The organism is Halorubrum saccharovorum DSM 1137 (genome assembly GCF_000337915.1).
GTDB lineage: Archaea > Halobacteriota > Halobacteria > Halobacteriales > Haloferacaceae > Halorubrum > Halorubrum saccharovorum.
In genome coordinates this window covers 1-16237 of sequence record NZ_AOJE01000010.1, presented here as the reverse complement: position 1 = coordinate 16237, position 16237 = coordinate 1, and the positions used below count along the sequence as shown (strand labels likewise).

Annotated in this window: 16 protein-coding genes, 1 tRNA gene and 1 pseudogene; 10 read left to right on the top strand and 8 right to left on the bottom strand. The window is 68.7% G+C overall.

Going from position 1 to position 16237, the window contains the following annotated elements; translation table 11 throughout:
* Positions 1 to 39 precede the first annotated feature (39 nt).
* The 3 genes from C471_RS01835 to C471_RS01825 form a co-directional block, all read right to left on the bottom strand.
* The gene (locus C471_RS01835; protein WP_449272077.1) at positions 40 to 2907 is read right to left on the bottom strand and encodes a S8 family serine peptidase; all 2868 of its coding nucleotides are present in this window, start codon (positions 2905 to 2907) and stop codon (positions 40 to 42) included.
* Positions 2908 to 3681: 774 nt separating this feature from the next.
* Positions 3682 to 4389 carry a DNA repair and recombination protein RadB gene (gene radB / locus C471_RS01830; protein WP_004046193.1) on the bottom strand — a complete coding sequence of 236 codons (708 nt, stop codon included), beginning with the start codon at positions 4387 to 4389 and terminating at the stop codon, positions 3682 to 3684.
* A 219-nt stretch (positions 4390 to 4608) separates the two neighbouring features.
* Positions 4609 to 4815, bottom strand: coding sequence for a cold-shock protein (locus C471_RS01825; protein ID WP_004046191.1), 207 nt, complete (start codon positions 4813 to 4815; stop codon positions 4609 to 4611).
* A gap of 191 nt (positions 4816 to 5006) precedes the next feature.
* Here C471_RS01825 and C471_RS01820 point away from each other — a divergent pair, with 191 nt between their 5' ends.
* From C471_RS01820 to C471_RS01795, 6 genes are all read left to right on the top strand, one after another.
* Positions 5007 to 5702: an SCO family protein gene (locus C471_RS01820; protein ID WP_049908919.1), complete on the top strand. Its 696-nt coding sequence runs from the start codon at positions 5007 to 5009 to the stop codon at positions 5700 to 5702.
* Entirely contained in the window at positions 5699 to 6265 is a 567-nt protein-coding gene (locus C471_RS01815; RefSeq protein ID WP_004046187.1) for a TlpA family protein disulfide reductase, read from the top strand. Before C471_RS01820 ends, C471_RS01815 begins: the two co-directional genes overlap by 4 nt.
* A gap of 19 nt (positions 6266 to 6284) precedes the next feature.
* Positions 6285 to 6950: a cytochrome c biogenesis CcdA family protein gene (locus C471_RS01810; protein ID WP_004046184.1), complete on the top strand. Its 666-nt coding sequence runs from the start codon at positions 6285 to 6287 to the stop codon at positions 6948 to 6950.
* Positions 6951 to 7087: 137 nt separating this feature from the next.
* Positions 7088 to 7744 carry an AIM24 family protein gene (locus C471_RS01805; RefSeq protein WP_004046182.1) on the top strand — a complete coding sequence of 219 codons (657 nt, stop codon included), beginning with the start codon at positions 7088 to 7090 and terminating at the stop codon, positions 7742 to 7744.
* Between the two features lie 14 nt (positions 7745 to 7758).
* Entirely contained in the window at positions 7759 to 7938 is a 180-nt protein-coding gene (locus tag C471_RS01800; protein WP_049908918.1) for a hypothetical protein, read from the top strand.
* On the top strand, positions 7935 to 8765 hold the full coding sequence (locus tag C471_RS01795) for a glycerophosphodiester phosphodiesterase (RefSeq protein ID WP_004046180.1): 831 nt from the start codon (positions 7935 to 7937) through the stop codon (positions 8763 to 8765). Before C471_RS01800 ends, C471_RS01795 begins: the two co-directional genes overlap by 4 nt.
* Positions 8766 to 8803: 38 nt before the next feature.
* On the opposite strand, the gene C471_RS01790 is transcribed toward C471_RS01795, so the two are convergent.
* A complete protein-coding gene (locus C471_RS01790) occupies positions 8804 to 10159 on the bottom strand; it encodes a sodium-dependent transporter (RefSeq protein ID WP_004046178.1) in 1356 nt (451 codons plus the stop codon).
* A 182-nt stretch (positions 10160 to 10341) separates the two neighbouring features.
* On the opposite strand from C471_RS01790, the gene C471_RS01785 reads away from it, so the two are divergent.
* Positions 10342 to 11730, top strand: a complete 1389-nt coding sequence (locus C471_RS01785) for an NAD(P)/FAD-dependent oxidoreductase (protein WP_004046176.1) — start codon at positions 10342 to 10344, stop codon at positions 11728 to 11730.
* A gap of 46 nt (positions 11731 to 11776) precedes the next feature.
* Here C471_RS01785 and C471_RS01780 read toward each other — a convergent pair whose 3' ends face one another.
* Positions 11777 to 12898 (bottom strand): M24 family metallopeptidase, encoded by a 1122-nt coding sequence (locus C471_RS01780; protein WP_004046174.1) that lies wholly within the window; start codon positions 12896 to 12898, stop codon positions 11777 to 11779.
* Between the two features lie 169 nt (positions 12899 to 13067).
* Between C471_RS01780 and C471_RS01775 the strand changes: the two genes are divergently transcribed.
* The 3 genes from C471_RS01775 to C471_RS01765 all read left to right on the top strand — a co-directional run bounded on the left by C471_RS01775 (position 13068) and on the right by C471_RS01765 (position 14176).
* Positions 13068 to 13142, top strand: a tRNA-Val gene (locus C471_RS01775).
* Positions 13143 to 13289: 147 nt separating this feature from the next.
* Complete coding sequence (locus C471_RS01770; RefSeq protein ID WP_004046172.1) at positions 13290 to 13634, top strand: 4a-hydroxytetrahydrobiopterin dehydratase; 345 nt, start codon at positions 13290 to 13292, stop codon at positions 13632 to 13634.
* Positions 13635 to 13687: 53 nt separating this feature from the next.
* Positions 13688 to 14176 (top strand): hypothetical protein, encoded by a 489-nt coding sequence (locus C471_RS01765; protein WP_004046170.1) that lies wholly within the window; start codon positions 13688 to 13690, stop codon positions 14174 to 14176.
* A 39-nt stretch (positions 14177 to 14215) separates the two neighbouring features.
* On the opposite strand, the gene C471_RS01760 is transcribed toward C471_RS01765, so the two are convergent.
* From C471_RS01760 to C471_RS01750, 3 genes and pseudogenes are all read right to left on the bottom strand, one after another.
* Positions 14216 to 15121 (bottom strand): hypothetical protein, encoded by a 906-nt coding sequence (locus tag C471_RS01760; RefSeq protein WP_004046168.1) that lies wholly within the window; start codon positions 15119 to 15121, stop codon positions 14216 to 14218.
* The gene (locus C471_RS01755) at positions 15118 to 15468 is read right to left on the bottom strand and encodes a DUF5827 family protein (protein ID WP_004046167.1); all 351 of its coding nucleotides are present in this window, start codon (positions 15466 to 15468) and stop codon (positions 15118 to 15120) included. The genes C471_RS01760 and C471_RS01755 overlap by 4 nt, the downstream gene beginning before the upstream one ends.
* A 312-nt stretch (positions 15469 to 15780) precedes the next feature.
* Positions 15781 to 16237 (bottom strand): annotated as a pseudogene (locus C471_RS01750) (superoxide dismutase); the annotation flags it as partial.

Here is a 16237-nt window from a genome sequence, read left to right as displayed (position 1 = left end):
CATTTTGACCCCTCCACGACGCGTCGGCTGCCCGACTAGTTACTCTCCTCCGCCGCGTCCGCGACGCCGCCCGACAAGGAGCGCCGCTGCGAGGACCGCAACGGCGCCGACGGCGGGACCGAAGCCGGGCGCGCCGTCGGCCGAGCCGCCCCCGTCGGCGCCGCCGTCGCCCTCGGATCCTCCGTCGGTCGCCTCGCCAGCGTCGTCGTCTCCGGACTCTCCAGAGTTGTTCTCGTCACCGCCGTCCGCCGGGCCGTCACCGACCGGCTCGTTCGTCTCGTTGGTCGGCTCGTCGGTCACGTTTTCGGGCTCGTCGGTCACGTTTTCGGGCTCGTCGGTCACGTTTTCGGGCTCGTCGGTCACGTTTTCGGGCTCGTCAGTCGCGTTTTCGGGCTCGTCGTCAGTGTCGTCTGCGGGGGGTGACGGCTGACCACCGCCTCCTCCGCCGCCTCCCCCGCCTCCGTCGTCACCTCCGCCGCCGTCGCCACCTCCGTCGCCTCCTCCTCCGCCGCCGTCAGTGGATCTACTTCCGCCACTGCCGCCGACCGCAACGAACGTGTGCGTCTTCTCGCTGTCGGGAGTCGCGGCGGTCACGGCGTACGTCCCGGTCGGTGCGCTCGATCCGAGCGACACGGAGAACGATTTCGACTCGGAATCACCGACCGCAACGCCGTCGATCGACACCGGATCGGGACTCACAGAGCCGCTCCGGTTCAGCGAGATGTCCACGGACGCGTCGTCGGTAACCCGGCCGTCGTTTTGCACCGCGAGCCCGAAGCTCCCGCTCGATCCCTGTTCAATCTCGGTGTCGCCCGAGAGGTTGGTAATGATAAACACGCCCCGAGGAGACAGCGAGACGTTCAGGTCACGGGTGTCGTTCGCGGCCAGCGTGAGCGTCCGGCTTTCCCGCGCGTATCCGTCCGCGGAGACGGTTATCTCCCGTTCGCCGCGATCGAGCGCGTCGAGCGCGTAGGTGCCGTTCGCGTCGGTCGTGGCCGTCCGATCCCCGCCTATCGTGACCGTCGCCCCCGAAATCGCCCCGCCGTCGGTCCCGTTCGTCACGGTACCGGAGAGAGACGCCGGCCGAGGCGTCAACGCGAAGTCCTCGCTCGCCGTCGCGTTCGGCGAGACGGCCACGTCGGCTGTCCTTCGGTTCTCGAAGTCCGGCGCGTCCGCGGTGGCGTCGTAGGTTCCGGGCCGGAGTTCGGTGGCATACGTGCCGTCGCCGGCCGCGTCGATCGCCGCAACCACTTCTCCCGTCTCGTTCCTGACCGTCACGGTCGCGTTCGACGGGTGATCGAGGCCGTCGCTCGCGCCAACGGTACCGGTCAGCGTGCCGTTGCGGAGTGCGAGCGAGAAGTTCGCAGTCGCGGTGTCACCGGACCCGGTCAGCGCCACCGTCTGGTTCGCCGGGGCGTACGTCGCGTTACTCGCGGCGACGGTGAGCTCCGTCGCCGGAACGTCGACCGCGTAGGTGCCCTCGGTACCCGTCACCGTCGCTCCCACCACCTCCGTGCCGTCCTCCACGACCACGTCGATGCCGGCCAGGGGCGCGTCCGTCTCCGCGTCGGTGACGCTGCCGTTGATCGTCCCGACGGCGTCGGCGATCCGGATCGGCGCCGAGGCGGCGTCCTCGGGAGAGGCGACGGTAACGGTCGTCTCGCCGGTTCCGAACGCGCTCGGGACGGTGCCGTTGAGCGAGAGAGTCTTCGTGTTTCCGGAGCCGAGGGAGACGTTCTCCGCGGCGACGACGCTGACGTTGCTCGCGTTCCCGGGGTCGACGAGACGGAACTCGACGGTGCGGTTGTCGCCGGCCACCTCGCCGTCGTTCGTCACGTCCACCGTGGCGTTGAGCGGTTCGCCACGTTCGGCGAGTTCGGGTGCGGTGAAATTCGATGCCCGATAGAGGGGTGCAACTGACGACACTGCCGCATAGCCGTCGACAATCCCAGTTCCATAGCGGTCATCGGGATCGGTTGCGTTCGCCGGATGGTTCGCGGTGTCACGGAGCGTATCGTAGAGTTCGTCGTCCGAGATCTTTCGTGTACTCGCAGAGAGAACCAGCGCGGCGACGCCGCTGACGTGCGGGGCGGCCATGGAGGTCCCCGACTTATATCCGTATTTGTCGCCTGGAAGTGAAGAACCGACAGATACGCCCGGAGCCGAGATATCCGGAACAGCGTATTCGTTCGGCCAGTCAGCGGGCGCGTCATTTTTCCACGCGTTTGAGGTGTTGATCATCTCCCCACCGGAGAAGTCAGCGACGCTCCGGCTGTCATCAACGGCGCCAACCGCGAGCGAGTCATAGACGTTCCCGGGCGAACTCGACGTCCCTTGACCACTGTTCCCAGAGGAGACGACGACGATCTTCCCAGCACTGCGGGCGTTTCGAACCGGTTCGATGTAGCTAGGGACATATCCGTCTGCACCGAGGCTCATCTGGAGCACATCGACATCCGGATCCTGCGTCGCGTGTTCCATTCCGGCGGTAACGCGGGCGAACGTCGCGTTGGTCCCGTCGTCGTCGAACACCTTGATCCCGTGGAGCGACGCGTTCGGCGCGACGCCGATCGCGGTCCCGCTCGCATTTCCACCGGCTACGGTGCCGGCAACGTGCGTCCCGTGTCCGTTCCCGTCCGTCGCATCAGATAAATTATCACTAGTCAAGTTCCCCTCGGCGTCGTACTCCGCCCACCCGCTCACGTTCAGATCCGGGTGGTTCGGGTCGACCCCGGTGTCGATCACNGATAAATTATCACTAGTCAAGTTCCCCTCGGCGTCGTACTCCGCCCACCCGCTCACGTTCAGATCCGGGGGGTTCGGGTCGACCCCGGTGTCGATCACGGCGACGGTCGCGCCCTCCCCGCGGGTACCGAACACCTCCCAGACCTCCGGGGCGCGGACCATGTCGACGCCGTAGGTCGCGTCAGTCCCGGTCGAAGAGGTCGAAACGCTCGAGACGGCCCCGGAAGCGGGCGCTGACGGTGGACCCGCCGGCCCGACCGCCCGCGAACCACCGTCGCCGTCGGTCGCCGTCGAGTCGAGTTCGACCTCGAAGTTCTCGTGGACGCGTTCGACGCCCCGAACCTCGAGGAGGCGTTCGACCGCGACGCTCTCGGTGTCGACCGTGACGAGCATCGCGTTCGCGAGCCAGAAGCTCCGCTCGACCGCGACACCGGGCTTCCGCTCGGCGAAGGTCTCGAAATCGGCCTGTGCGTTCGCGGCGTTCGTCTTGAGGTCGTTCGCGGAGAGCGTCGCCGAGCCCCCCGAACCGTCCGCACCGCCGCCGTCGGCCCCGAGACGCGCGTCGCTCCCGAACCGCACCACGACCTCGACGGTGCCGTTCGCCGAGCGGAGGCCGGGTGCGACCGCGTCGCTCCCTGGCGCCGAACGGGAATCGACCGCGGCGGGATCGGTCGACGCGGGTTCGGCCGCCGCGGAATCAGCTGTGACGGTATCGGCCAGGTCGGTATCGTCCGTTTCAGAGTCATCCGCGATGAACCCGCCCGCGACCGCGCCCGGCGCGACGGCGGCGACGAGCAGACAGGCGACGAGAAGGACTGTGGCGGCGGTTACATATGAGAAAGGCGACTGGTCGCTCACTACGAGTTACGCCGTCTCGATCCTGATAACCCTCACGACCCGCGTGTCACCGCTGATAACCCCCGACCCGCGCGACGCTTACGCGTCCGCGCCCTCGGCGAGCCCGTCGGCGACGATCCGGAAGGTCGCGGTGTCGCCCGCGGGCTTCGAGCGGTGCTTTTCGAGGGTCACCCGACGGTTCCCGCCGCGGAACCGGTCGACGCGGAGGATCGCGCCGGTCCAGTGGTTGAGGGTGTTGCCGCCGAGCGCGCGATCGCGGTCGCTGTCAGGGTCGGTGAACACCTGATTCGTGATCACGACGGCGACGTCGTGGCGCCGGGCCAGAGACAGGAGGTGGGTCACCTGCTTGGCGACCTTGCGGAGCGACTCGCCGCCCTCGGTGTCGCCGGCGCGCTCCAGTCGGTAGAAGCCGGTCGCGGAGTCCAACACGATCAGCTCCACCTCTTCCGCGAGCTCCTCGGCGTCTCGGACGGCCTCGCGCTGGTCGTCGAAGTCGTACGCCTCGGAGATCACCAGTCGCGAGGCGATCTCCTCGACGGTCTCGTCGGCGTCGGGGCGGTCGGCCCGCCCCACGGCCATCTGCTCGAACCGATCGATGGAGAGACCCTCGGTGTCGATGTAGAGGGCGCGGTCGCCGCCGGCCGCGACCTCGACGGCCGCGGCGAGCGCGAGGTTCGTCTTGCCGGCCGCGGGCGGACCGTACACCTGCGTGACGACCCCGCGCTCGAATCCCCCGCCCAACAGGTCGTCGACCGGCCGACAGCCGGTCGGGATCGGATCGCTCACTGGGGAGGGCTTCGCTCGCGTTCGTATTTAAACGGTCGATCGCGGTAGGGACGGAGCGAGACGCACCGCTCGTCGGCGGAACCGCCGGCTCCCCTTCGGGGAAGCGCCGCCGCTCGTCGAGAGTCGATAAGTGTGAAAGAAACGGAGATGGCGTCGATCACGTCGAGCGACAGCCGAGATCCGGTGGTGCGTGCGGACGCGGTGTCCGCGACAGAATCGTTAGTTGCGCGTCAGGTTCGTCGCTCGGGGTCCCTTGGGGGACGACTCGATGTCGAATTCCACTTCCTGACCCTCCTCGAGGTCCGGGCCGCCGACGTCTTCCATGTGGAAGAACACGTCTTCGTCGTCGTCGAGGTCGCCGTCGTCAGTCGAGATGAAACCGTAGCCGCCAGTGTCGTTGAAGAAGTCAACCTTACCGTTTGCCATTGCAAACAAACGTACTGCCCGTTCGGGGATAACCCTTGCGAGGGTCACGGTACCACGACCGCCTCGGTGGGGACTCACACCTGCCCGGAGAGGCTCACGTCGGTGCGGAGACGGTCTCGATCGCCCGTGTTCAGCGCGTGCCATCAGGCGCGGGGTTCATTTACGAGCGTCCACGTATGTCGGGTAACGACATGGACCGCCGCTACTTCCTCCGCTCGCTCGCCGCCACCGGTGCCGCCGCCGGCACGACCGCTACGGCCGGTTGTACCGGAGTCCTCGGTGGCTCCGGCGGCGAGGGAACCGTCCTAGGCCCGCCGGAACAGACCCGGGGCGACCCGGTTCACCCGATCCACGGCGACGAGATGCCCGAGTTCACGGTTCCCGACCCGATCACGGGCGAAGAGATCTCGACGGCGCAGTTCGAGGGGGAGCGCGCGTTCCTGTGGACCTCTTTCTACACGAACTGTCCCGACGGCGTCTGTCCGGCGCTGATCCTCCGACTCCGGCGGGTTCAGGAGGTCGCCGCCGAGGAAGGGTTCGGCGACGAGGCCGCGTTCCTGCCGCTCACGTTCGACCCCGAGCGCGACACCGAGGATGTCCTCCGCGAGTACGCCAGCGAACGCGGCGTCGATCTGGACGCCGGCAACTGGCACTTCCTGCGCCCCGAGAGCTACGAGGCGGGTGTGGAGCTAATGGACGAGAACTTCGGGCTCAAGATCGAGAAGACGGACGGGTCAGAGTACGAGAACTTGGAGTACGCGTTCCCGCACTACGGGCTGATCCTGCTCGTCAACAAGCAGGGGATCGTCGAGCGGGCGTACCCGCGCGGCCCGGGCACCGAGGTCGAACGGATCGTCGACGACTTCCGACGGGTGGTCACGGCGTGAGGCGACGGCACCTGCTGGCCGGACTCGCGAGCGTCGGGGTTCTCGGCGGAGCGGGCGCCGTCGCGACCGGCGGGGTACCGGACGCGATCGGCGGCGACCCCGCCGGGAGTCAAACCAGCGGTGACGAACCGGAGCCGATCGAGCCGGTGACGCTCGACACCATCGAGGCGCCGGGTAGCCGCGACGGCGAGGTAACGCTACCCGCCCCCGACCGGCCGACGTTCGTCGACTTCTTCGGGACGTGGTGTCCCCCCTGCGCCGAGCAGATGCCGGCCCTCGCGGAGGCCCACGATCGGATCGGCGACGAGGTGCTGTTCGTTTCGGTGACGACGGAGCCGGTCGGCGACGCGGTCAGCGAGGAGACGGTGGTCGACTGGTGGCGCGAGAACGACGGGGACTGGCTCGTCGCGGCCGACGTGACGGCTGAACTCGCGTCGCGGTTTCCGATCGGCAGTTACCCGAGCGCGCGGGCCATGGACGCCTCGGGACGCGTCCGCTGGGCCACCTCCGGGACGCACACCACGGAGGAGTTCGTCGCCGGCATCGAGAGAGCGCTCGACTGATGACGAGGCGGAGTGACCGATGACCGATATCTCGCTCGCGACGAACCTTCCCTTCGCCGTGACCGCGGGGGTCGCGACGTTCTTCTCCCCGTGCGCGTACCCGCTGTTGCCGGGGTACGTCGGCTTCTACGTGAACTCCGTCGACGCCGACTCCGCCTCGGTCCTCGGTGCGGGCGTGCGCGGCGTCGCCGCCGCCGTCGGCGTGTTGGCGACGTTCGCGCTGCTGGCCGGCGCCACCGTCCGGGTGGGCTACTCGACGCTGTCGAACATCACCGTCTTCGAGACGCTCGTCGGCGCGCTGCTCATCGTCTTCGGGCTGCTCGTGGTGTCCGGGCGCACTCCGTCTGTCTCGGTCCCGCTGCCGAAGAGACGCACCGGGGTGTTCGGCTTCGGACTGTTCGGTGCGGGGTACGCGCTGGCCGGCGCCGGCTGTGTGGCGCCGGTGTTCCTCGGCGTTATCGCCCGTGCGATCGCGCTCCCGTCAGAGACGGCACTCCTCGTCCTCTCGGTGTACGCCGGGACCGTCGCGGTCCTGATGGCCGCGACGACCGTCGCGACGGGCGTGGGGCTCATCAGCAACGCTAATCGGGTGATGGACCACGCCGGCCTGTTGAAGCGGGTCGCGGGCGCGGTGATGGTCGTCGCGGGGATCGGGCAGCTGTACCTCTCGCTCGTCGTCTACTGAGCGGTTCCGACGGCGGCCCGCCGGCCGGTCGACCGATCGGCATTCTGGCGACTCCACGCGAGCCCCCGACCCCCACATTCTTATTCGATGGCGCGGAATCTCCGTCCAGCCGAACCCCCAGGTTCGGTCCCCGCAACATGAATCTCGATCAGTTCACCGCCGAAAACGCACCGACCGACAGCGCGGAACCGTTCCAGCGCGAGAACAGCTACACCTTAGACGTCGACGTCGACGGCACCGTCATGGCGAAGGCCGGGTCGATGATCGCGTACACCGGGGACGTCTCGTTCACCGGGAAGGCCTCGGCCGAAGGGGGGATCAAGGGATTCCTCAAGGAGGCGACGACGGGCGAGGGAACGCCCATCATGGCGGTCGAGGGCAGCGGTCACGTCTACTTCGCGGACGACGGCAAGAAGGTCCAGGTCGTCGAACTCGACGCCGGCGAGTCGATCACGGTCAACGGCGAGGACGTGCTCGCGTTCGAGGAGTCGCTCTCCTACGAGATCAACACCATCGACAGCCTCGCCGGGGCGCTCGCCGGCGGCTTCAGCAACGTCTACCTCGAGGGGCCGGGCTACGTGGCGCTCACCACCCACGGCGACCCGATCGTCTTGGAGCCCCCGGTCGCGACCGACCCGAGCGCGACCGTCGCGTGGGGCGGCACCTCGCCGGACGTCGAGGTGAACCGGAGCCTCTCCGACATGATCGGTCAGGAGTCCGGCGAACGGTATCAGATGCGGTTCGACGGATCGGACGGCTTCGTCGTGGTCCAGCCGCGCGAAGAGCACGTCTGACCGAGCCGCCGAAGATGGACGAGCACGGCGATTTCGACGACGCGGCGGGCGCGTCTCAGAACGTCGAGACCGAGAGCGCTTCCGGTGCGGGCGACGGAGTCACCGACGAGCAGTCCGGCCCGCTCGCAAGGGTCAGAGCGATCGGCGTCGAGGCGGTCGGCGCGGTGGTCGACGCCGTGCTCGACGCGCTGTGACCCGTCTCGTCGACGGCGGCCCCGCCCTGTTCGCCCACCGCGGATTCGCCGGGGAAAACCCCGAGAACACCGTCGCCGCGGCCGAGGCGGCCGCGGGTGCCGGCGGCGCCGACTGGATCGAGATCGACGTGGTCCCCACCGGCGACGGCGACCCCGTGGTCTTCCACGACGCGGCGCTCTCCGGCCGGGGCGGTCCGCCCGGCGAGCCGAGCGATCGGGGACTCACCGACGCGACCGGTGTCGTCTGGGAGACGGACACCGCGACCGTCACCGCCGCCGAGGTCCTCGGTAGCGGCGAGACCGTGCCGCGTCTCGGTGAGGTCCTCGACACGATCCCTCCCGAGGTCGGCGTGAACCTCGAACTCAAGAATCCCGGCCGGCGACGCTCCTCCCTCCGGCCCGACGAGACGCTCGCCCCGGACGTGCTGTCGGACCGGAAGGCGGTCTGGCGCCCGTTCGTCGAGCGAGTGCTCGACGTCGTCGGGGGACGGAAAAACGACCTCCTGATCTCGTCGTTTCACGAGGCCGCGCTCGCCGCGACTCGGGAGCGGTCCGAGGTCGCGGTCGCGCCGCTGTTCTCGGAGTCCGCCGCGGACGCGCTGACGATCGCCCACCGGTACGACGCGGCCGCCGTGCATCCGCCGCTCGACGCAGTTCGGGGGACCCCGTTCTTCGACGCGTCGCGGTTCGGCGACGCTGACGTGGTCGACGCCGCGCACGACGCGGGACGCGCGGTGAACACCTGGACGGTCGAGACGTGGTTCGAGGCCGAGCGGCTCGCGGCGGCCGGCGTCGACGGCGTGATCGCCGACTACTCGACCGTTTGAAAGCGGTGAAAACGGGAGTCGGCCGCGCTGGGTTCCGTCTACCTCGCGGCCAGCCACTCGGCGAAGTCGCCGGTGAGGAAGCCGACGTAGTCGACGATTCCGAGGTACAGCGACACGATCACGACGATCACGATCGGGATCCGGACCGCCCAGATCCACGCGTCGCCGAGGCCGCCGATGTCGGCAATTCCCTTCCGGAGCTCCTCGCGTGCGATGTCCGGGATGACCCAGCCGACGAACAGCGCGAGCAGGAGCGACCCGAGCACGAGCAGGATGCCGTCCGCGAGCAGGTCGTACAGGTTGAGGAACACCAGATCGATGGTGACCGGGACTCCGAAGAGGAAGACGGCGACGCCGAGCGCGACCGACGCCGGGACCCGAGCGACGCCGAGTTCGTCGATCAGGTACGAGACGAGCACTTCGAGGATGCTGATCGCGGACGAGAGCGCGGCGATACCGACCATCCCGAAGAAGACGACGCCGATGGCTCGGCCGCCGGGGATCCCGGCGAACGCCGAGGTGAGACTCACGAAGATTGCGCCGGGGCCGCCCGTGCCCGGTTCGATCCCGACCGTGAACAGAACGGGGAAGACGACGAAGCCGACGAGAACTGCGACGAGCGTGTCGAGTGTGGCGATAATACCGGCGTCGGCCGCCAGATTCCGGTCTTCACCGAGGTAAGAGGCGTAGGTGATCATCACGCCCATCCCGATCGAGAGGGTGAAGAACGCCTGGCCGGCGGCGGCAGGGAGAATCTCCGTCCAGTTCGCCGCGATCGTCCCGAAGTCGGGCGCGAGGTAGTAACTGTACGCCGCGCTCGCGCCGTCGAGCGTGAATCCGTAGGCGGCCAATCCGAGAAGCAGCACCAGGATGGCGGGAACCATGACCTTCACGCTCAGCTCGATGCCGCGCCTAACGCCGGCGGCGATGATGCCGATGACGAGCGCCATGAACACGGCGTGGAAGAGGAGCGTGTCGAGGCCGGTCGAGACCGACTCGTACAGAGCGTTCGCTGCCGCCGGATCGGTGGCCGTGAACCCCTCGGTGATCCCGATCAGGGTGTACCGGAGGAACCAGCCGGCGACGACGCTGTAGTACGACAGGATGATGAAGCCGGTGACGACGAACAGCCAGCCGGCGTACGCCCACACGCCGCTACCGAGTTCCCGGAGCGCGCCGACGGGGTTCCGTTCGGTCCGACGCCCGATCACGAACTCGACGAGGATCGCCGGGAACCCGATCAGCGCGACGAACGCCAGATAGGTGATCAGGAACGACGATCCGCCGTACTGTCCGGTGATGAAGGGGAACCGCCAGATGTTCCCCAGTCCGACTGCGCTGCCAACCGCGGCGAGGATGAATCCCGCACGGGTTGCCCATGTCTCGCGTGCCATTTGTGTGCAGACCGAATTCTCGCATCGCCTAAAACGTGTCTCTCCGGCGCTCTAACCGATAATAATCATACATGATCAATTGGTCACCGACGCGGTAGAGGGGTGTCGGCCTCGAGAGGAGGCCGGGTCTGATCCCCGCCGGGGACCGTGAATTTAATAGCCGGACGGCAACCTCACGGGGTATGGAACGCGTAGACGTCGCGATCGTGGGTGGCGGCCCGGCCGGGTCCTCCGCAGCGCACGCGGCCGCGACCGACGGCGCCGACGCGCTCGTGCTCGAAAGGGGAGTCCCTCGCGCGGACCGCGACCGGCTCGGTCCCGACTCGACCGACGCCGCTGGCATCCTCGACTACTGGGTCGACATCATGGGGATCCACCCCGACGAGTTCGACGAGGGGGTCGTCCAGCGCGAGCTGAACCGCGCGGAGTTCCGCGGTCCCGACGAGTCGGCGACGCTCACGAGCACCGGGATCGACTCCTCGTACGACAAGTTCGGCTACACCTTCCACCGCGCCCGATTCGACGACTGGCTCCGCGACCGCGCCGAGGACGCCGGGGCCGAGTACCGCGCCGACGTGTCGGTCCGCGGCGTCGACACCGACCTCGCCGTCTCGCCCGGGAGCACCGACCCCCGCCACGTCGTCGAACTCGCCTCCGGGGAGTCGGTGGGCGCCGACTTCGTCGTGCTCGCCGACGGCCCCCAGCGCACGGTGACGAACAAGGTGCTCGACGAGTACCTTCCCGCGGACGCGGCCGCGTCCGACCGGCTCGCCTCGCGGACGGCCAACCACATCGCGTATCAGGAGTACCGCCGCGTCCCGGAGGAGGTGTACGAGGACGTGAACGACGCCATCGTCTTCTGGTGGGGCGTGATGCCCGGCGAGACCGCGTACCCGTGGATCTTCCCGAACGCCGACCGCGTCTGCCGGATCGGGCTCACGATGCCGATCGGGCTCGACATCGACGAGTTCGACCGCGACGCCTACGCGCTGCTCGACGCCGACGACGAGTCGATCCCGCAGGGCGGCGAGTACGTCCAACGCCTCCTGGAGTGGCAGTACGGCGACGAGTACGACGTCGAGGAGGACTTCCCGCTCGTCGAGGAGGCGGGCAAGCGGAACGGTACCGAGACGTACCCGATCTCCTCGACCCGCCCCATCGACTCGCCGACCGGGGCCGGGATCGCGGTCGCCGGCGGCGCGATGGGCACCACCTCCGCCTTCCACGAGGGAGGCGACCACGTCGCGGTCCGCACCGGTGCGATCGCGGGCGAGCTCGCCGCGGAGGGCGATCTGGCCGCCTACAACCGGCGGTGGAAGGAGGCGATCGGCGACGAGATCGTCCGGAACGTGACGATGGCGGACATGGTCGCCGACTACGAGCCCGACGACTGGAACCGGGTCATCGGCGCCGCCGACGCCATGCTCGCGGCGGAGACCGGCGACGGGCTCCTCTCGCAGCCGTACCGCTCCGGGTGGGAGTCGCTGAAGCTCATGGTCGGCTACAAGTGGAACAAGCGCCGCGTGAAAAAGGGGTACGTCGGCATCGACGAGAGCGAGTACGTCTACTGAACGCGGTTCGCGGGCAGTTCGCCTTTTTCGAAATCGCCGGCGCCGGCTACCGAATAACCGGTGCGGACAGCTCTCGCGGCTCGGTCGCGATCCCGTCGACCTCGACCGGCTCCACCTCGTGGGTCGGCCACTGGCCCGTCTTCGTCAGCGTCTCGGTCAGATCGGGCGACACGAGGTGGGTGTCTTCGCTTTTCGCTCCCTGCACGGTGGGGTTCCACGCGTACCCCATCGGCCACCGGACCGGCTCGTCGCTCTCGGGCGTCGCGATCCACTCGCGGCCGGAGAACCCCGCCGCGCCGCCCTGGTGGTGCTCGCGCCACTCCTCCGCGAAGCCGACCGCGTCGTACGCCTCGCGGATCGCGTCGAACACGTCGCCCGCTGTGTCCGGGGCGTCGGAGTCGGTGAGATCACCGGCCGCGGCGGCCTCGGTCGCGGCGAGCGCGGTCGCCTCCACGCGAGCGGCCGCGTGGTGACGTTCCTCCAGCCAGTCGGGGGCGTCGAACGCGACGGTCCGGGTCACCGAGGCGTACAGCCCGGCGCGCTCGGCGGTAACGGAGACGAGCGCGTAGTCGCCGAGCGTCGCGTCGCTGGGGGTGTAGTGGCGGTACCGCTGGGCGCGCTCCGCGCCGCCGACGAGCACGACCGGGGTGTCCACGTCGCGGGACGCGAGCGAGATGTCGATGCCCGCGGCGACCTCGTACTCCGGATCGTCGGGTTCGAGGTTGCGGCAGACCGTTTCGAGCGCGGCAGCGACCTCCCGGCCGAGTTCGCGGTAGCGCTCCACGTCGTCGTCGGTGAGCGGCTGCCGGAGTCGGCTCCCGTCGACGCGCTCGAAGCCCGGCACGTCGAAGTCGGCGGCCGCGGGCGCGGGCGAGCGCTCGGCGACGGCCTCGGCCAGCGAGCGCGCGTGCCACGGGAACGACTCGACGGCGACGGCGTCGGGAAGCTCCTCGTCGACGAGTCGCTCCGCCTCGATGTCGTCGGTGATCACACGGAGGTCGCCGTCGTACCCGGCGGCGGCGACCCCGATGTCGGCGTCGTCGTCGACGACGTTGTCTCCCCCGGTGAGCCACGCGAACCCGTTCGGCTTGGCGAACCAGACCGCTTCGAGTCCGCGCTCGTCGAGGTACGCGTCGAGCCTCTCGGTGCGGGCGGCGAGATCGACCATATCTGTCGACTCTCGCCGAGCCAGTAAAACCGGTCGAAAACGCTCCGCTCCGCGAGGAAACGAAGCGGCAGGCGGTCGAATCGACCGACCGCATCCCCGTGGGAGGAACCGAAACGAAAGGTTCAATTACGTCCCCCGGATACGAGGAGATGCGTCAGTAAGCCCCTGCGGGTTGGTAGTCTAGTCCGGTTATGACACCTCCTTGACATGGAGGAGGCCGGCAGTTCAAATCTGCCCCAACCCACTCACTTATACCCGAAAACCGCACGACGGCGAGAGTCGGTTATATGCAGATGCCGATCGAGACGGGCGCTTTGCGGAGGTCGATACACTCGTTCTCAGCGACCCGATCCGCGGAAGGTACAAACCGCTCGTCGCCCAAGGGCAGAGCATGTCATCACCGCTCGCGGACGAGCCGGTCGAGCCGGCCGACGAGGGGACCGAGCCGCTGACCGACGACGAGTACGCCGAGTACCTCGACGCGCTCGGTCCGGCGTGGGAGGTCGTCGACGACCACCACCTCGAAGCGACTTACGAGTTCGACGACTTCGCGGACGCGCTGGCGTTCACGAACGAGATCGGCGAGCTCGCCGAGGAGGAGTGGCACCACCCCGACATCCACCTCTCGTGGGGCGAGGTCGGCGTCGAGATGTGGAGCCACGACATCGGCGGGCTCCACGAGTCCGACTTCGTGATGGCCGCGCGGATGGACCGGATCTACGACGGGGACGACTGAGTCCCGCCGAAGCAACGAACGGGTTTAAACCCCTCCCGACGGAAATAGGGGTAATGAGCGCGAACGTCTTCCTGGTCCCGATCGACCCGGAGAACTTCGATCGAACGGTCCGGTCCGCGGTCGACCTCACCGAGTACGACGACCGCCCGGACAACCTCGCTGACCTCGACGAGGCCCGCCTGTGGGCCGTCGACGACGACAGCGGGAACGGCTCGACGTTCGAGCGGATGAGCGAGGGCGACCTCCTCCTCTTCTACCACGACGGCGAGTACCTCGCCACCGGGCGGGTCGGGACGACCTTCGAGGACGAGGACCGCTGGGTCTCCAGCACGTTCTGGACCGCGTTCCCGACGACGCGCGTGTACACGGTCACCGACTTCACGGCCGTCTCCGCCCCGAAGCGCGCGGTCAACGCAATCTTCGACTACTCGAAGTCGTACACCCCCGGCTTCATGCGCGTCGCCGACAGCCGGGTCAACGCCGATCTCTCCTCGATCGAGTCCGCCATCGACCACTACAGCAAGCGGAACGCTGAGGCCTGACCTCGCAGTAGCGGTATCCCCGGATTCCCCGTTCTCTCGTTAGACGGCGTCGATCAGCGTCTCGTAGGCGTGGCCGTAGCGCTCGGCGACGCGGCTCGGATCGCCGCGTTCGTCGCCCGAGAGCGCCGGCAAGTCCACCGTCGCTAGCGGTTCGATCATCTCGGTGACGGTTCCGGTGTGCTCCTCCATCGTCCCCTCGCGCGGGCTGCCGGACGCGACCGCGCGCGCTTTCGCGTAGCGGTCACCGGCGTAGATCCGCGCGCGGCCGGGGTCGACGACCGCGACCGCGTCGGGCTCGACCGGCCCGTCCCGCGGGAGCGGCCCGGCGACGTCCGCGTACGACTCGACGACGACGGGCACCGACGCCGCCGCGACCCGTACAGCGAGGCGGTCGAAGGCCGGGAGGTAGTCGGCCGCCATCACGTCGTTGAACGCCGCCACGTCGTCGACGCGGGTCGCCTCGTCGAGGGGGAGTCGGTCGGCGAGGTTGTCGGGGAGCAGTCCCGCCGCCTCGGCCGCCCCGTTGACGACGAACCGGGAGCCGTCCTCGGTCGTCACCCGATCGCAGAGGTACGTCCTGTCCGTGTCGCCCAGCATTCCGGTCCGGCCGGGCGTCGGCCGCCAGAGGCGGTGAACGGGGTTGATCGACTCAGGGGTGATCACCTCGGGGGGGCTCCGATCGCCGACGGCCGGGAGCGGCCGCGTGCTCGCGGCCGCGAGGCGCCTCGCGTCTTTCCCGTAGAGCCGGCCCGCGTCGCTCGCGATCCGGTAGTCGTCGTGGTCGTACCAGTAGTCGTTGCCGGCGCGGGGCTTGACGCCGACCGCGTCGCCGGCACGGGCGGCGAGGCTCGCGGTCAGCCCGGCCGAGAACGTCGTCTTTCCGGCGTCGACGCGGGCGCCGCCGGCGACCAGGACCACCGGCGCGTCGGGTCGCTCCCGGCTCACGCTCCGTCTTGCGGGTCGGCGTCTTCGCTCTCCTCTTCGCCCTCTCCCGCTTCTCTCCCTCCCGCTTTACCCTCGACCGCGTGCGGTGCGACCCCGTAGTAGCCGGGGCCGTCCTCCTCCAGCGGCTCCGCGATCACGAGGTCCTCGGCGTGGGTCATCACCCACGGGATCGCCCAGTCGATCAGCACGGCCTCGGTGTCGGGGTCGACCTCGGCGTCCGGCTCCAGCTCCTGTAGCAGCCGGGCGATCTCCGGGATCGTGTACATCTGATCGGGCTCGAACAGCTCCGCGGGCTCGTAGAAGTCGCACGGGTAGGTGGCGTCGAACGCCGACTTCGGTTCGGGCATGCGCGAGGATACGCGACCGCGTCCGTAAACGCTGCCGATACGGTTCCGACGGTACGGTGGCGCGTGCCGGTGAGCGCCCCTCGGGCGCGAACCGCACGCGCGAGGGAGTCGCGAGCGCTGTCAAGTGCGAGCGACGAGGCTGGGGAGGCGAGAGGTGCGGTGCTGTACGGAGCGTTCGGGGCTCTGAAGGTGTCCGCCGCAGCGACGACCGTTCAGGGACCGATCGAGGGCGCGTACCGTGGTCACTAACCCGTCAACACGTCACGAAAAAATGCGGATCTCGACGCGCGTAACGCGTCCTCTCGAACGCGCTTACTCGAACAGCTCGACGGCCTGCTCGTAGCGGGTCGCGGGCTCGTCCCAGTCGACGACCTCGAAGAAGTTGTCGACGAACTCGCCGCGGGCCNGGGTGACCGCCCCAGATCGCGCCCTGGTCGTGCTTGTCAACTACGACGTTCCGGAGCTGGTTCGAGAACGTGTCGTACACCAGAAGCGCCCAGCCGCCGGCCGCGGAGGCCGCTGCCTCGAACTCGCCCTTCCACGCCTCGTAGGAACCGAAGTCCTCCTCGATCCGGTCGGCGAGCGCGCCCGAGGGCTCGTCGCCGCCCTCCGGGCTCATGTTCTGCCAGAACAGATCGTGGAGGATGTGCCCCGACGAGTTGTGCGTCACGTTCCGCATGGCGCCGCCCGACGACGAGAAGTCGCCCGCCTCGCGGTTCTCCTCGAGCGTCTCCTCGGCCGAGTTCCACCCGTTCACGTACCCCTGATG

Excerpts from the sequence above, each read along its gene's own strand:
- C471_RS01765 (WP_004046170.1), top strand. The coding sequence starts at position 13,688 with ATGAGCGCGAACGTCTTCCTGGTCCCGATCGACCCGGAGAACTTCGAT.
- C471_RS01790 (WP_004046178.1), bottom strand. The coding sequence starts at position 10,159 with ATGGCACGCGAGACATGGGCAACCCGTGCGGGATTCATCCTCGCCGCG.
- C471_RS01810 (WP_004046184.1), top strand. The coding sequence starts at position 6,285 with ATGACCGATATCTCGCTCGCGACGAACCTTCCCTTCGCCGTGACCGCG.
- C471_RS01805 (WP_004046182.1), top strand. The coding sequence starts at position 7,088 with ATGAATCTCGATCAGTTCACCGCCGAAAACGCACCGACCGACAGCGCG.
- C471_RS01770 (WP_004046172.1), top strand. The coding sequence starts at position 13,290 with ATGTCATCACCGCTCGCGGACGAGCCGGTCGAGCCGGCCGACGAGGGG.
- C471_RS01800 (WP_049908918.1), top strand. The coding sequence starts at position 7,759 with ATGGACGAGCACGGCGATTTCGACGACGCGGCGGGCGCGTCTCAGAAC.
- C471_RS01825 (WP_004046191.1), bottom strand. The coding sequence starts at position 4,815 with ATGGCAAACGGTAAGGTTGACTTCTTCAACGACACTGGCGGCTACGGT.
- C471_RS01755 (WP_004046167.1), bottom strand. The coding sequence starts at position 15,468 with ATGCCCGAACCGAAGTCGGCGTTCGACGCCACCTACCCGTGCGACTTC.
- C471_RS01785 (WP_004046176.1), top strand. The coding sequence starts at position 10,342 with ATGGAACGCGTAGACGTCGCGATCGTGGGTGGCGGCCCGGCCGGGTCC.
- C471_RS01780 (WP_004046174.1), bottom strand. The coding sequence starts at position 12,898 with ATGGTCGATCTCGCCGCCCGCACCGAGAGGCTCGACGCGTACCTCGAC.
- C471_RS01820 (WP_049908919.1), top strand. The coding sequence starts at position 5,007 with ATGGACCGCCGCTACTTCCTCCGCTCGCTCGCCGCCACCGGTGCCGCC.